This window comes from Pseudarthrobacter enclensis (assembly GCF_001457025.1).
GTDB lineage: Bacteria > Actinomycetota > Actinomycetes > Actinomycetales > Micrococcaceae > Arthrobacter > Arthrobacter enclensis.
Genome location: NZ_KQ758599.1, coordinates 823,987 through 838,877 on the forward strand (window position 1 = coordinate 823,987; position 14,891 = coordinate 838,877).

The 14,891-nt window shown below is 66.3% G+C and carries 13 protein-coding genes and 1 riboswitch; of the genes, 4 read left to right on the forward strand and 9 right to left on the reverse strand.

Translation table 11 applies throughout. The annotated features are described in order from the left end of the window. Positions 1–17: 17 nt before the first annotated feature. Positions 18–131, reverse strand: a riboswitch (SAM riboswitch). Between the two features lie 169 nt (positions 132–300). From hisN to AS031_RS03750, 4 genes are read right to left on the reverse strand one after another with little or no spacing between them, the layout of a single operon-like run. Then, the gene (gene hisN / locus AS031_RS03735) at positions 301–1,113 is read right to left on the reverse strand and encodes a histidinol-phosphatase (RefSeq protein ID WP_058266750.1); all 813 of its coding nucleotides are present in this window, start codon (positions 1,111–1,113) and stop codon (positions 301–303) included. 58 nt (positions 1,114–1,171) lie between these two features. After that, complete coding sequence (rsgA, locus tag AS031_RS03740; protein ID WP_058266751.1) at positions 1,172–2,287, reverse strand: ribosome small subunit-dependent GTPase A; 1,116 nt, start codon at positions 2,285–2,287, stop codon at positions 1,172–1,174. Next, positions 2,271–3,698 (reverse strand): 3-phosphoshikimate 1-carboxyvinyltransferase, encoded by a 1,428-nt coding sequence (gene aroA, locus AS031_RS03745; RefSeq protein WP_058266752.1) that lies wholly within the window; start codon positions 3,696–3,698, stop codon positions 2,271–2,273. The genes rsgA and aroA overlap by 17 nt, the downstream gene beginning before the upstream one ends. A gap of 5 nt (positions 3,699–3,703) precedes the next feature. Continuing rightward, positions 3,704–4,252, reverse strand: coding sequence for a DoxX family protein (locus AS031_RS03750; RefSeq protein ID WP_058266753.1), 549 nt, complete (start codon positions 4,250–4,252; stop codon positions 3,704–3,706). A gap of 296 nt (positions 4,253–4,548) precedes the next feature. On the opposite strand from AS031_RS03750, the gene AS031_RS03755 reads away from it, so the two are divergent. Both AS031_RS03755 and rsrA read left to right on the forward strand, forming a co-directional pair. Then, entirely contained in the window at positions 4,549–5,310 is a 762-nt protein-coding gene (locus tag AS031_RS03755; protein WP_082641937.1) for a sigma-70 family RNA polymerase sigma factor, read from the forward strand. After that, positions 5,307–5,567 (forward strand): mycothiol system anti-sigma-R factor, encoded by a 261-nt coding sequence (gene rsrA / locus AS031_RS03760; protein ID WP_058266754.1) that lies wholly within the window; start codon positions 5,307–5,309, stop codon positions 5,565–5,567. Before AS031_RS03755 ends, rsrA begins: the two co-directional genes overlap by 4 nt. An 88-nt stretch (positions 5,568–5,655) precedes the next feature. Here rsrA and AS031_RS20290 read toward each other — a convergent pair whose 3' ends face one another. The 5 genes from AS031_RS20290 to AS031_RS03780 all read right to left on the reverse strand — a co-directional run bounded on the left by AS031_RS20290 (position 5,656) and on the right by AS031_RS03780 (position 11,917). Continuing rightward, on the reverse strand, positions 5,656–5,730 hold the full coding sequence (locus AS031_RS20290; protein ID WP_369299106.1) for a 50S ribosomal protein bL37: 75 nt from the start codon (positions 5,728–5,730) through the stop codon (positions 5,656–5,658). A gap of 56 nt (positions 5,731–5,786) precedes the next feature. Next, positions 5,787–6,449, reverse strand: a complete 663-nt coding sequence (locus tag AS031_RS03765) for a PadR family transcriptional regulator (RefSeq protein WP_058266755.1) — start codon at positions 6,447–6,449, stop codon at positions 5,787–5,789. Next, a complete protein-coding gene (locus AS031_RS03770) occupies positions 6,449–7,276 on the reverse strand; it encodes a DUF4097 family beta strand repeat-containing protein (RefSeq protein WP_058266756.1) in 828 nt (275 codons plus the stop codon). The genes AS031_RS03765 and AS031_RS03770 overlap by 1 nt, the downstream gene beginning before the upstream one ends. A gap of 82 nt (positions 7,277–7,358) precedes the next feature. Then, positions 7,359–7,958 (reverse strand): GDSL-type esterase/lipase family protein, encoded by a 600-nt coding sequence (locus tag AS031_RS03775; RefSeq protein ID WP_058266757.1) that lies wholly within the window; start codon positions 7,956–7,958, stop codon positions 7,359–7,361. Between the two features lie 149 nt (positions 7,959–8,107). Further along, positions 8,108–11,917, reverse strand: a complete 3,810-nt coding sequence (locus AS031_RS03780) for a multifunctional oxoglutarate decarboxylase/oxoglutarate dehydrogenase thiamine pyrophosphate-binding subunit/dihydrolipoyllysine-residue succinyltransferase subunit (RefSeq protein ID WP_058266758.1) — start codon at positions 11,915–11,917, stop codon at positions 8,108–8,110. A 520-nt stretch (positions 11,918–12,437) separates the two neighbouring features. Here AS031_RS03780 and AS031_RS03785 point away from each other — a divergent pair. Further along, positions 12,438–13,757, forward strand: a complete 1,320-nt coding sequence (locus tag AS031_RS03785) for a hemolysin family protein (protein WP_058266759.1) — start codon at positions 12,438–12,440, stop codon at positions 13,755–13,757. Next, on the forward strand, positions 13,754–14,830 hold the full coding sequence (locus AS031_RS03790; RefSeq protein ID WP_058266760.1) for a hemolysin family protein: 1,077 nt from the start codon (positions 13,754–13,756) through the stop codon (positions 14,828–14,830). Before AS031_RS03785 ends, AS031_RS03790 begins: the two co-directional genes overlap by 4 nt. Positions 14,831–14,891: the final 61 nt, after the last annotated feature.

Sequence of the window (14,891 nt, forward strand, 5' to 3'; positions counted from 1 at the left end):
GACTCCGTCATGGCAGGAATCCGCGCTTGCCGCATCCGCTCCGGACCGGCCTGGTCGTCACCCGGGGCACCCCACCGCGAATGGAGGGTTGCCGGCCAGCAAACCGGGGTTTTGCGCTGGCACTCGTGACCTGGATAAAACCATAGAACATCCGGCAGCCTGGTCTGAAGCCGGAAGAATTGTTAAGGCCTTTGTTACGCGGTTGCAGGAATCCGCGGATTTGCCGAACATCACGATGGCGGACGGCCCGCATGCGGGCCGCCCGCCATCGAAAATTCGCTGCTCTGGTGCTTCCGCTTCCTAGAGGAGGTCGTCCAGTCCGGGGTTCAAACGGTGCAGCACCTCGGTGTGCAGGATCGAGTTGGTGGCCAGTGCGTTGCCGCCGAACGGGCCGTCCTCACCCTCCAGCGACGTAAAGCGGCCACCGGCCTCCACCACGATCGGCACGAGGGCCGCCATGTCGTACAGGTTCAGTTCGGGTTCGCAGGCAATGTCCACCGAACCTTCCGCCACCATGCAGTAGGACCAGAAGTCGCCATAGGCGCGGGTGCGCCACACGTCCTCGGTCAGGCCAAGGAAGTCGTCAAGGTTTCCGCGTTCCTTCCAGCCGCCCAGGCTCGAATAGGAGAGGGAGGCGTCGGAGAGGCTGGAAACGTCCGAAACCCGCAGCCGGGTGGCCGACGCCAGGGAGCGTCCCATGTAGGCGCCCATGCCTTTGGCCCCCCACCACCGTTTGCCCAGGGCCGGCGCGCTGACCACCCCCACCACCGGTTCGCCCTCGTCAACGAGCGCGATCAGGGTGGCCCACACCGGAACGCCGCGGACGAAGTTCTTGGTGCCGTCGATGGGGTCGATGATCCACTGCCGCGATCCGTGGCCGGTGCTGCCGAACTCTTCACCCAGGACGGCGTCGCGGGGACGGGAGCGGGAAAGCTGCCCGCGAATGGCTTCTTCGGCTGCCTTGTCCGCATCCGTGACCGGCGTCAGGTCGGGCTTGGTCTCCACGTGCAGGTCCAGTGCCTTGAAACGGCTCATGGTCTGGTCATCCACGGAGTCGGCCAGGACATGGGCCAGGCGCAGGTCGTCGTTATAGGTCGAAGCGGGTTGGATCATGGTTCCAAACTACCGTCTGCCGGCTGTTCTGCCGGGAGGTGGGGCGTGCCGGATGACGCTAGCTGATGGTGCCGAGCTCTTTGGTTTCCTGCGCTTCCATCCGGGGGTCGGCGCCCAGGAGCCTGCGCAGCGATGCCAGCCGGGCCTCGCCGGTGGGGCCGGCGTGTCCTGCGGCGACCCAGGCGTCGAGTCCGCAGTTCACCGCCGCGGCGGTGTGCTTGCAGCCGCGTTCACAGTCTGCCGTGCCCGGATGCAGGTCCGGGAACGAAGCCAGGATGCGGTCCGGATCCACGTGGGCCAGGCCGAAGGAGCGAATGCCCGGAGTGTCGATGATCCAGCTGCCGGGAGGGGAGCCGGCCAGCCGGAGGGCCAAGGCGGACGATGACGTGTGCCGGCCCCGCCCGGTGACCGCGTTCACGCCCCCGGTGGCCCGTTCTGCGCCGGTCAGGGCGTTCACCATGGTCGATTTTCCGACGCCGGAGTGTCCCAGCATCACCGTGACCTTGCCGTCGAGATGGTTGCGCAGGTCCGCCACGGCGGAGCTGTCGAGGCGGGCGGAGAGGCCGTCATCCGAGCGGGCGTCGATGCCGGAAGCCTGGAGGTCCGCGGTCCGGCTGATGATTACAGGAAAGTCCAGGTGGGTGTAGTTGGACAACAGCTCCGCGGGATCCTTGACGTCCGCCTTGGTGACCAGGAGGATCGGGTCGATGCCGGCGTCGTACGCGGCCACCAGCGCACGGTCGATGAAGCCGGTGCGCGGCTCGGGGTTGGCGGCAGCAACCACGATGACCAGCTGGTCCGCGTTGGCCACCACAACGCGTTCCACGGGATCGGTGTCGTCGGCGCTGCGGCGCAGGAGGGTCTTGCGTTCCTGGATCTTCACGAGCCTGGCCAGCGTGTGGGGATCGCCGGACACGTCACCCACCAGGGAGACGAAGTCCCCGGCTACCACCGGGTTGCGGCGCAGCTCGCGGGCGCGTGCCGCAACGACCGTCCGCTCCCGGCCGGAGTCCTCACCCACCACCGCGGTGTACCGTCCGCGGTCCACGGTGACGATGCGGCCCGTGACAGCATCATCGTGGCTGGGACGGTCCTTCGTCCGTGGACGGGTGCCCTTCTTGTTCGGCCGGATCCTGACGTCCGACTCGTCCCAGGAGTCAGTCCTTCGCGGCACCGGCTGAACCTTCCGCGGTGGAGCCTTCCCGGGACCCGCCCACGCCGTTGCTGTCCGGTGCCAGCATGTCTGCCCAGAGCCGGGGGAAGTCCGGCATGGTCTTCGCGGTGGTGGCGATGTCCTCCACCTGGACTCCCTCGACTGCGAGGCCGAGGATCGCGCCGGCGGTGGCCATGCGGTGGTCGGCATAGCTGTGGACGACGCCGGCGTGCAGCTTCCGGGGCCGGATCACCAGGCCGTCGCTGGTTTCTTCAGCGTCTCCGCCCAGCCGGTTGATTTCCGTTACCAGCGCGGCGAGCCGGTCGGTCTCGTGTCCGCGGAGGTGGGCGATGCCCGTCAGCCGTGAGGGGCTCCCGGCGAGGGCGCACAGCGCAGCCACCGTCGGTGCCAGTTCGCTGGTGTCGGCAAAGTCCCCGCCTTTGATCTCCGGCCCGCCGGTGACGGTGAGGACGCCGTCCTCCAACGACACTGACGCACCCATCTGCGCCAGGATGCTGCGCCACAGGTCGCCCACCTGCTGGGTCCCGGCCGGCCATCCCGGGACCCTGACGGTCCCGTGCGAAGCCAGCGCCGCGGCGAGGAACGGCCCGGCGTTGGACAGGTCCTGCTCAATCTGCTGGTCAAAGGCCCGGATGGGCCCGGGGGACACCACCCAGTGGTTGGGCACGGAGTCGTCCACCACCACGCCGGCACCCCGCAGCACCGCCACCGTCATGGTGATGTGGTCCAGGCTGGGTACCGGCTTCCCGACGTGTTCCAGGTGCAGCCCCTCGGTGAAGCGGGCGCCGACCAGGAGCAGGGCGGAGACGAACTGCGAGGAGGCGCTGGCATCGATGACCAGGTGGCCGCCGCGGACTTCCCCGGTGCCCTCCACGATGAACGGCAGGGACCCTGGTGTTCCGCCGTCCTCGCCCGACACGCTGACGCCAAGGGCTTTCAACGCCTCGATGATGGTTCCCATGGGGCGTTTCCGGGCGTGCGGGTCGCCGTCGAAGGTGCTGGCTCCGCTGCGCAGCGCGGCGAGCGGCGGAACGAAACGCATCACCGTGCCGGCGAGCCCGCAATCGATGCGGACTTCCGGTCCGGATCCGCCGGTTGGGCCGGCCGGGCGGCCCTGCTGCAGCGGAACCACCTCAAGGTCGGGACCGAACGCGCCGTCTCCCGGGACCTCCGTAATCGTTGCGCCCAGGTTCCGCAGGGCGTCGATCATGAGGGCCGAATCCCTGGAATGCAGGGGCGCGCGCAGCCGGGAGGGACCATCCGCCAGGGCGGCCAGGACAAGGTACCTGTTGGTGAGGGACTTTGAGCCCGGCACGGTCACGGTGGCGTTGATGGGCCGGGCGGCGTACGGCGCAGGCCAGTGGGGGACAGGTGCTCCGGCGTCTTCCCGGGCGGCAGCTGCAGCGGTCATTCCTTCTAGGCCCCCGTAGCCTGCTCCACGGCGCGGCGCACTGCCTTGTCTGCCTTGGACAGCTTCTTGTTGGTGGTCTTGCGGGCATCCGCTGCCAGGTGGGCGGCGCCCTTGCGCGCATCGGCGGCAAGGTGTTCGGCACGCCAGGCCAGCCCGGGCTTGCCTGCCGTATCCACTGATGCCAGCAGCGCCCCGCCGCTGAGTGACAGGTTCTTGAGCAGCTGGCTGCGCCGGGACTCCCGGCCTTCCTTGCTGCTGATGTCCGCGCTGCGCCACTCAACAAACGTGTTGAGCAGTGAGACGACCGTCAGGACCGTCGCCGACAGCCGGGAAAACTTGCCCAGGCCGAACAGCACCCCGGCGCCCACCTGCGTTCCACCGATGACCCGTGCCAACGTTTTCTCGTCCGTCTGGAAGGGCAGCGACGCTGCTGCCTTGCGGAGCAGGGGGGACAGCTGCTGTGCCGTGTCATCGGCGTTCTTGAGCTTGTCCAATCCGGCGATGACAAAACTGGAAGCCAGCATGGGGCGGGCGAGCGTGCGGACAACGGACATGGATTTCCTCCTGGCTGGACGAACCGCATCGGCAGCGGCCCAAGTCCGTTCTAGTCTTGCACTTTTGGGGAATATTTGCCCAAGGAGCACGGTTATGGCCATTGGGTCGACGCATGGGGTGCGGCCCATCGTCAGTGATTGCGGACGGGACACCGGACAGAGAGTGGAGTTGGGCTTTGGCGAGGGTGTTGGAGGAGACCGGAGTGGCAGGCCCGGTGGAGCTGGCCAGGTTGACGGACGGGCTGGGCGGTTCCGGTACGCCCCGGCCAAGGGGCCTGACAGTAGACTTGAAGGCAATGAGTACCCTGGATCCGGCCGTTTCGGCCATGTATGAGGCGTCCCGCGGTGAGGCACAGGACAGCGGGAACGTCCTGCCCCGGCCTTCCGGCGCGGCCTCCAACGCACCAGCCGGTGAAGCCGGCGCTGACCTTGATGTCTCTGCCGAGACCATGGAAGAACGCCGTCAGCGGTTTGAACGCGACGCCATGCAATACGTTGACCAGCTGTATTCAGCTGCGATGCGGATGGCCCGCAACCCTTCCGACGCCGAGGACCTTGTCCAGGAGGCGTACACCAAGGCCTTCTCCGCGTTCCATCAGTACAAGCCGGGCACCAACCTCAAAGCCTGGCTCTACAGGATCCTGACGAATACGTACATCAATCTGTACCGCAAGCGGCAGCGTGAACCCCTCCAGTCCAACTCGGACACCATCGAGGACTGGCAGTTGGCGCGGGCCGAATCACACACCTCGAGCGGGCTCCGTTCCGCCGAGGCGGAGGCGTTGGACCATCTTCCGGATTCCGACGTCAAGCGCGCACTGCAGGACATTCCGGAGGAGTTCCGCCTGGCCGTGTACTTCGCCGATGTCGAGGGCTTCGCCTACAAGGAGATCTCGGACATCATGAACACGCCTATCGGCACGGTGATGTCCCGGCTTCACCGCGGCCGGAAGATGTTGCGGGACATGCTCGCGGAGTACGCCGCGGAGCGCGGATTCAAGACGGGCGCGGAATCGCAGGCCGCGGCCGACAGCAAACAACAGGAGAGCAGGAAATGAGCGACTGCCAGGGATTGGGCGATTGCGACGACACCAGGATGCAGCGCATCTACGAGTACCTTGACGGTGCGTTGACCCGGGAGGACCTCTCGGAGATCAAGGACCACCTTGACGAGTGCCCGGAATGCACGGAGCAGTATGACCTTGAGTGCGTCATCCGGAACATGGTCAAGCGTTCCTGCACCGAAGCGGCCCCGGAGAACCTGAAGAACGCCATCCTGGACCGTATCCACGCCATCAGGCCGGTGGAGGCGTAGTCCCACGTTCGTGACAAGAAAAGGGACCCCGGATGCCACAGTGGCGTCCGGGGTCCCTTTTCTTTGAACCGCTGAACCTGGCTGGTGCCTAGGTGTTGGGGCGCTTCCCGTGGTTCGCGCCGCCACGCTTACGGTCACGACGCTTGCGTGCACGCTTGCTCATAGCTGGCCTCCTTACTTTCGGTACTCAAAAGAGCTGCCCTCCAGTCTCCCACATGATCAGACTGGCCGCGAACCGGCTGGCCCTGCGTGACCTGCGGAATCAGCGGAAGGCTTCCGGTCCAGGGAATCCACGACGGCGGTCCTCGCCTGATCCAGTACGGTACGGAGAACCTCCAGCGCCGCAGGGCTGAGCGGCTCCCCGCCGGCCCGGAGGCGAAGCTCGCGGCGCAGGTCGTCCCGGAACGCCTGAAGCATCAGGTCCGCTTCCTTGAGCGCCCGGCTTCCCTCGGCACTTGTTTCCATATTCCCTGCCCCGGTGACCCTGGCAGCAGTGCGCGCGGCTTCTGCTGTGGCGGCAAGATCGGCCCGGAGGCTCCGCATGTTGCTTTGGATGTCCTCCCGGAGGTTGTCTGCCAGGCGGCGCACCGACGCGGAGATGCCGTCCTCGACGCCTGCCAGTTCGTCACGGCGGCTGTTGAGCTCGGCGAGGCCGGCGGCCGTGATGCGGTAGTTGGTCCTCCTGCCGGCCGTTTCTGTGGAGACCAGCCCCTCCTCCTCCAGTTTTCCCAGGCGGGGGTAGACCGTGCCGGCACTGGGGGAGTAGGTGCCGCCGAACCGGTCGGTCAGGGCCCTGATGAGTTCATAGCCGTGCTTGGGCCCGGACTCGAGCAGTGCCAGGAGGTACAGCCGCAGGGCGCCGTGCGCGAAGACCGGCGGCATCAGAGTCCGGCTTCCGCGTTCCCGCCTGCCGGACCGTGGAAGATGGAGGTCCTGCCTGATACAGAGTTGGTGCGCACCAGCATCAGCTGCCGGTCCGGCCCGGCGATGGTCTCCACTTTCCCTCCCACCTGGGCGTAGCGCTGGTCGTTGATGACCACGGACCCGCTGGCGGACTTGGCAATGATGTCCACTCCGATGTCGTGCGGCAGGCGGATGGTGAGGTCTCCGGAGACCGAGTTGGAGCCGAAGTCCTCGGTGAAGCCCAGGAGGTCGAAGTTCAGGTGTCCGCTGACGGTGTGGGCCCGGACGTGGCTGAGCCTCCCGGATGCTGTCACCTCGCCGGAGACGCTCTTTGCCGTGAGGACGCCGTCGTGGGCCCGGGCCGTCACGTCGCCGCTGACGGTGTTGATGTGGAGTTCACCCGCAGTATGGTCCGCGATGACAGAGCCGGAGACCGTGTTCAGCCGGGTGCGTCCGGTGATTCCGGAGACCAGTCCGTGGCCGCTGACCGTTCCGGCTTCAATCTCCACGCCGGCCGGCACGGCGATGCTGATCACGGCGGAGTTTTCGCTGTTATGGCTGACGGCGCCCATCAGGTTCCTGAACCAGCCCTGCGGACCGTGGAGCTGGTGCCGCACCTCCAGCCGCCCGTCCGTGAGGGAGACCGCCACGGGGTCGCCCTGGACGTCGGAGATCTCAATGCGGGTCACAGGGTCAGCGTGGGTCACCACATCGAACCGGCCGCGGACCATGCCGAGCCTGAGTGATGCCACGCCGTCAACATCGATGGCCTGTGGGTCGGTGACCGTCCAGCTTTGCTCTGACATTGATCCTCCAAAGACGATATATCGCGGTTTGACCACGGTACGCCCGGCAGCGTGGGCGGTCAAGATATATCGCGTATGGAGGCTACTCGGGGGCTTCCATTCCGAGCCATTGGAACCAGCCGCGGTGCAACACCAGCCAGGCCATGAGCCCGTACCCGGCCTGGCCGGGGGTGCCGCCGTTGGCCGCCAGATCCTGGCGCCACTGTTCGTGGTTGAGCAGCGGCGAGAACGTATCCACGTACAGGTGCTTCCGGCGGGTGGTCACGTCCGCGAAAGCGGTGTTCAGCTCATCCAGGCGGCGGTTGCGGACCGGATCGAGGGTGGGCGGCGGCCCGACGACGAACACCTCGATGCGGTTCTGCGACGCGGAGTCCAGGATGTTGGCCAGGTTGAGGCGGCTCCGCGCGGTGGAGAGGCCAAACTCGATGTCGCGGCCGGAGAGCCCGATGACGAGGCGGTTCTCCGCCTGGTCGCTGAAACGCCTGCCGGCCTCGTCAAGCCACCGGGCGGCGAGGCCCTCTGTCCCTTCCTGGGGACAGGGCAGCGAATAGCTTTCCAGCAGGATGCTGTCCTGGGGCGTGCGGGCCAGGACGCGCCCCAGCCAGCCCAGCGCCCGGGGGTCCCCCAGTCCGGCCAGCAGTTCGTCTCCTACAGCCGCGATCCGCAGCTTCCTGTCTTCCACACGATCCTCTTAACGTTTGTAACGGCCGGCCTCCGGAGGCCCGCCGCAGCCTTGGCCGCAGCAGGCCGGCCGGCGGCTCTGTCCATCCATTAAACAGACCTGCCCGGCCGGAGTCTGGTATTTCGACTCCGGCCGGGCAGGTCCGGTGCTTACTTCCGCGCAAATGCCTGCTTCAGCAGGACGTCCTGCTCAGCGGCGTGCCGCTTCATGGAGCCGGCTGCCGTGGAGGCCGACGCAGGCCGGGACACGAGGCGGACCCTGCGGTCCAGCAGGTCCGGCAGGTTCAGGCCGATAAACGGCCATGGTCCCTGGTTGGCGGGCTCGTCCTGGGCCCACACAACCTCTGCGTTCGGGTACTTGGCCAGCTCGGCCGCGATCTCCTCGTGCGGCAGCGGGTAGAGCTGCTCCACGCGGATGATGGCCGTGGTCTTGTCTCCGGTCTTTTGCCGGGTGGACAGCAGGTCGTAGTAGAGACGGCCGGAGACCAGCAGCACACGCTCGACGGCGTTGGCATCCAGCTGCTCATGCTCACCGATGACCGGACGGAAAGTACCGCTGGTGAAGTCCTCGACGGCGGAAGCGGCAGCCTTCAGGCGAAGCAGCTGCTTGGGCGTGAAGATGATCAGCGGCTTCCGCGGCCGGCTGTACGCCTGGCGGCGCAGCAGGTGGAAGTGCGAGGCGGCCGTGGTGGGGTTGGCCACGATCATGTTCTGTTCCGCGCACAGCTGCAGGAAGCGCTCGATGCGGGCGGATGAGTGGTCCGGCCCCTGTCCTTCGTAGCCGTGCGGCAGCATCAGGACCAGCGAGGAGCGCTGGCCCCATTTCTGCTCGGCGGACGAAATGAACTCGTCAATGATCGTCTGGGCGCCGTTGACGAAGTCCCCGAACTGCGCTTCCCAGAGCACGAGGGCATCGGGGCGCTCCACGGAATAGCCGTATTCGAAGCCCATGGCAGCGTATTCGGACAGCAGGGAGTCGTAGATCCACAGCTTGGCCTGGCCCTCGGACAGGTTGCCCAGTGGAAGCCATTCGTTGCCGTTGGCGCGGTCGTGGAACACGGCGTGGCGCTGGACGAATGTGCCGCGGCGTGAGTCCTGGCCGGCGAGCCGGACCGGGACGCCTTCCATGATCAGCGAGCCGAAGGCTGCAATCTCGCCAAAGCCCCAGTCGATGCCGCCCTCACGGGACATCTGCTCGCGCTTTTCGAGCAGCTGCTTGAGCTTGGCGTGGACCGTGAAGCCCTCTGGGATCTCGACGTGCGCGTGGCCGATGCGGGCCAGCGTGTCGGCAGAGATTGCGGTGGACGCCGGGGCGTTGATGCCGGCATCAGCCTGCTGGGCGGTGGGCCGTTCGATGTCGGAAACGGCTGCGGAATCCGCCGTGACGATCGGGATGGGCGAGGTCTGTGCGGCGTGGGTTTCGGCGAAGACGCGTTCCAGCCGTTCCTGGTAGTCGCGCAGCAGCTGCTCCGCTTCTTCCTCGGTGATGTCGCCACGGCCGATGAGGGCCTCGGTGTACAGCTTGCGGACCGAGCGCTTGGCCTCGATCAGGTTGTACATCATGGGCTGGGTCATCGACGGGTCGTCGCCCTCGTTGTGTCCGCGGCGGCGGTAGCAGACCATGTCGATGACGACGTCCTTGTGGAACCGCTGGCGGAACTCGTAGGCGAGCTGGCCCACTCGGACCACGGCCTCGGGGTCGTCGCCGTTCACGTGGAACACCGGCGCCTGAATCATCTTCGCCACATCCGTGGAGTAGGTGGACGAGCGCGAGGATGAAGGCGCGGTAGTGAAGCCCACCTGGTTGTTGACCACCACGTGGATGGTGCCGCCGGTGCGGTACCCGCGCAGCTGGGACAGGTTCAGCGTTTCAGCCACGACGCCCTGGCCGGCGAAGGCGGCGTCGCCATGGACCATGATCGGCAGGACGGGGAAGGCCTCGCCCTGGTCCAGGCGGTCCTGCTTGGCGCGGACAATGCCTTCAAGGACGGAGTCCACGGCTTCGAGGTGCGACGGGTTGGCTGCCAGGTAGACCTTGGTTTCGTTGCCGTTCTCCGAGGTGAACGTGCCTTCGGTGCCGAGGTGGTACTTGACGTCGCCCGAGCCCTGGACGGAGCGGGGGTCCTGGGTGCCTTCAAACTCGCGGAACACCTGTGCGTAGGTCTTTCCGGCGATGTTGGTCAGCACGTTCAGGCGGCCACGGTGGGCCATGCCGATGGCGACCTCGTCCAGTCCGTCGTCGGCAGCCTCGGAGATGACGGCGTCGAGCAGCGGAATCAGCGACTCGCCGCCCTCGAGGGAGAACCGCTTCTGGCCGACGAACTTGGTCTGCAGGAAGGTCTCGAAGGCCTCCGCGGCGTTAAGCCGGGAGACAATCCGCAGCTGCTCTTCGCGGCTGGGCTTGGAGTAGGGGTGCTCCAGCTGGTCCTGGAACCACTTGCGCTCAGCCGGCTCCTGGATGTGCATGTACTCGATGCCGGTGGTACGGCAGTAGGCGTCGCGCAAGACGCCGAGGATGTCACGGAACTTCAGCATCGGCTTGCCGCCGAAGCCGCCGGTGGGCCACTCGCGGTCCAGGTCCCACAGGGTCAGCCCGTAGGTCAGGACGTCAAGGTCGGGGTGCTTCCGCTGCACGTACTCCAGCGGATCGGTGTCCGCCATCAGGTGGCCGCGGACGCGGAAGGAGTGGATGAGCTGTTGGATCCTGGCGACCTTGTTGATCTCGTCGGCCGGGTCCACCTGCAGGTCGGGGCTCCAGCGGACGGGCTCGTACGGGATGCGGAGGGCTTCGAAGATCTCGTCGTAGAAGTTCTGCGCGCCCAGCAGCAACTGGTGGACCAGCTTCAGGAACTCGCCGCTGCCTGCGCCCTGGATGACGCGGTGGTCGTACGTCGAGGTCAGGGTGAGGACCTTGCTGATGGCGTTCTGGGCGATGATCTTCTCGCTCGCGCCCTGGAACTCCGCAGGGTAGTCGAGGGCGCCGACGCCGATGATGGCAGCCTGGCCCTTGGAGAGGCGGGGGACGGAGTGGACCGTGCCGATGCCGCCCGGGTTGGTCAGCGAGACCGTGGTGCCCTGGTGGTCCTCGGCGGTCAGCTTGCCGTTGCGGGCCCGCTTGATCAGGTCCTCATAGGTGTGCCAGAACTCGGCGAAGTTGAGGGTTTCAGCCTTCTTGATGTTCGGAACCATCAGGAGGCGGGTTCCGTCCGGCTTGGGCATGTCGATGGCGATGCCGAAGTTGACATGCGCGGGCTGGACGGCGACGGGCTTGCCGTCCACCTCGTCGTAGTAGACATTCATCGACGGGAACTGGGACAGGGCCCGGATTACGGCGTAGCCGATGAGGTGGGTGAAGGAGACCTTGCCGCCGCGGGCGCGGGCCAGGTTGGAGTTGATGACCACGCGGTTGTCGATCAGCAGCTTGGCCGGGATGGCACGGACGCTCGTGGCCGTGGGGACCTCGAGGCTGGTGACCATGTTGGTGGCAATCGCCTTGGCCGGGCCGCGCAGGACGGAGACGACGTCCTCTTCGGGGGCCGTGGGTGCCTTGACGTTCTTGGGAAGCTGGGCCGGGATGGGCTGAGCGCCGCTGCCGGTGGACGACTTCGTGCCGCCGTCGCGGGCCTCGGTTGCAGGAGCCTTCTTTACGGGAGCCGGGGCGGCAGGGGCTGCCGCTGCGGGGGGTGCCGCGGGCGCGGGCGGGGCTGCGGACGGCGACGGTGCCGGGGCAGCAGGGGCCGCGTTCACGACGGGAAGCTTGGTTGTGGGCGGGTTTGCTGCAGCACCCGCAGAGTGTCCGTTGGAAGAAGAACTGCTGCCTGAGTCGAACGATTCAAACAACGGCCACCACTTGGCATCCACGGCGTTCTTGTCCTGCTGATACTGCTCGTACAGTTCGTCAACGAGCCACTCGTTTCCGCCAAATTCCTCTGGTAGACGGTGGCTTGGCTGCTCTGGCACTTGAAATACGCCTCTTCCATGAGTTTGATTTCTCTCCGGACCGCACGTGCGTCAGCACTTCTGTTGTGGGCCGGTTTCCCTGAGTCCTCTGAACCCAGACCTTTGCAAGTCTAGTGAGCTGTATGTGTTAACTGCCAATAAGGGTGACCCAAATCATGAAGTGACTTTGGAAGGCCGGAATATGGCGGGAAAAGTGTCTCCCGGCCGGCATCCCCGGCAGCAGGTTGCGCGCCGCCGGATCGGCGTCCGGGGGCGGGGTCCGGACCTGCTGCTCCTGTAGACTGAAACCCTTATGGACAGTAAATCCAGGTGCCGGCCTGGGGGACGCACGCGGAGCGCCAAGAGCGGCTCCGCACAGTCCGCCCGCAGCGCCGGCAGACCCCGAACGCATGCCCATGACCCGGCCGCAGCCGCCGGCCACAGTGTCCCGGCTCCCGCCGGCCCCCCTCCGCCCGACTGGCGCGCCCCTGCGCAGGCGTGCCTGCCGGGTCCGTCCGGCACTGTGCGGGCGGGATACTGAATGGAATGGCTCCTCCTGGGGGCAGGGCTGCTCCTGATTGCGGGCACCGGATTTTTCGTCGCCGTCGAATTTTCCCTCATTGCCCTGGACCAGCCGACCGTCCAGCGCGCCGTTGATGACGGCGACGCGGGCGCGGTGCCGTTGCTGGCCTGCCTGAAATCCCTGTCCACCCAGCTTTCCAGCTGCCAGCTGGGCATCACCTTGACCACGCTCCTGACCGGTTACGTCATGGAACCGTCCGTGGGCCGGCTCCTGGAGGGCCCGCTGACAGCGTTCGGCCTGCCCGAGGTGGCCGCGGCGTCCATCTCGCTGGTCATCGCCATGGTCCTGGCCACCCTGCTATCCATGCTCCTCGGGGAACTGGTGCCGAAGAACATGGCCATCGCCCTGTCCTTCCCGGTGGGCAAGGCCCTGGCACGTCCGCAGCTGGTTTTCACCGCCGTCTTCAAACCGGCCATCGTGCTGCTCAACGGTTTCTCCAACCGCGTGCTGCACATCTTTGGCCTCGAAGCCAAGGAGGAAATCTCCGGGGCACGCACGCCCGCGGAACTGGCTTCCCTGGTCCGCCGCTCCGCGGCGATGGGGACGCTGGACGCCGGCACCGCCAACTTCATTGCCCGAACCCTGAACTTTTCCACCAGGACCGCCGCGGATGTCATGACGCCGAGGATCCGGGTGGAGATGATCGACTCCGACCAGCCCGTCTCGGACGTCGTGGCCGCAGCCCGCCGCACCGGCTACTCCCGGTTCCCCGTGATCGGCGAATCCGCGGACGACATCAAGGGCGTGGTCCACGTCAAGAAAGCCGTTGCGGTGCCGTCGGAACGCCGACAGAACCTCGAAGCCGGAGCCATCATGACGGAGGTCCTCCGGGTTCCCGAAACCATCCACCTCGATGCCCTGCTTGCCGAACTGCGCGAAGGCAACCTGCAGCTCGCGGTCGTCCTTGACGAATACGGCGGAACCGCGGGCATCGCCACCCTTGAGGACCTGGTAGAAGAGATTGTCGGGGAAGTGTCCGACGAACACGACAAGGTCCGTCCGGGCCTGCTGCAGAGCGCCTCCGGAGACTGGTACTTCCCCGGACTGCTCAGGCCGGACGAACTGTCCGAACAAATCCCCGGACTGACGGTCCCAGACGAGTCCGCCTACGAAACCGTTGGCGGCTACGTCATGAGCAAGCTTGGCCGGATCGCAGCGGTGGGCGACACCGTCACCGTGGACGGCGGAACGCTGAGCGTCACCCGGATGGATGGGCGCCGCATCGACAGGATCTGCTTTAAGCCGGCTGCGGCCGCCACCAACGGGAGCACCCCATGAGCGACTGGGCCGGTATTGTCTGGCTGGCATTCCTGCTGCTCGGCAACGCCTTCTTCGTGGCGGCCGAGTTCGCCATCATGTCCGCACGGCGCAGCCAAATTGAACCGCTGGCGGAGTCCGGGTCCAAAAGGGCGCAGACCACGCTGAAAGCGATGGAGAACGTCTCGCTGATGCTGGCCTGCGCGCAGCTGGGCATCACGGTGTGCTCGTTGCTGATCCTCCTGGTGGCCGAGCCCGCGATCCACCACCTTCTCGCCGAGCCTCTGGAGCTGGTGGGCCTGCCGGTGGAAGCCGCGGATGTGGCCGCATTCGCCGTGGCGCTGATGTTCGTGACGTTCCTGCACGTCACCTTCGGCGAGATGGTCCCGAAGAACATCTCCGTGTCCGTGGCGGACAAGGCGGCCATGTTCCTGGCCCCGCCGCTGGTGTTCGTGGCCCGCCTGGTGCACCCGGTCATCTCGGTCCTGAACTGGTCGGCCAACCACATCCTCAAGCTGTTGAAGATTGAGCCCAAGGACGAGGTGAACTCCTCCTTCACACTGGAGGAGGTGCAGTCGATTGTCCAGGAATCCACTCGGCACGGGCTGGTGGATGATGACGCCGGGCTGATCAACGGAGCGCTGGAATTCTCGGAACACACGGCCGCCGACATCATGGTTCCGCTCGAGAACCTGGTGATGCTCAAGGCAGCCACCACTCCCGTGGAGTTCGAAAAAGCGGTCAGCCGGACGGGCTTCTCCCGATTCCCCATGCTGGACGACGAGGACATGCTCTACGGCTACCTGCACGTGAAGGATGTGCTCTCCATCCCGGAGGCAGCATATGGCCAGCCCATCGCCGAAAGCCGGATCCGGTCCCTGGCCAACCTGGCCCTCGACGACGAGATCGAGAAAGCCATGTCCGTCATGCAGCGGACAGGCTCGCACCTGGCGCGGGTGATCGGCAGGGACGGCAACACCAGGGGAGTGCTCTTCCTGGAAGATGTGATCGAGCAGCTGGTGGGTGAAATCCGGGACGCTACGCAGGCCACCGGCATTAGGCGGCTTGGGCAGGCGAACGGAGGGCAAGCCTAAATAGGAATGATTCCTATTTAGGTATAAGCTGGAAACTATAAACTGTTCCCTCCCCAGTGAA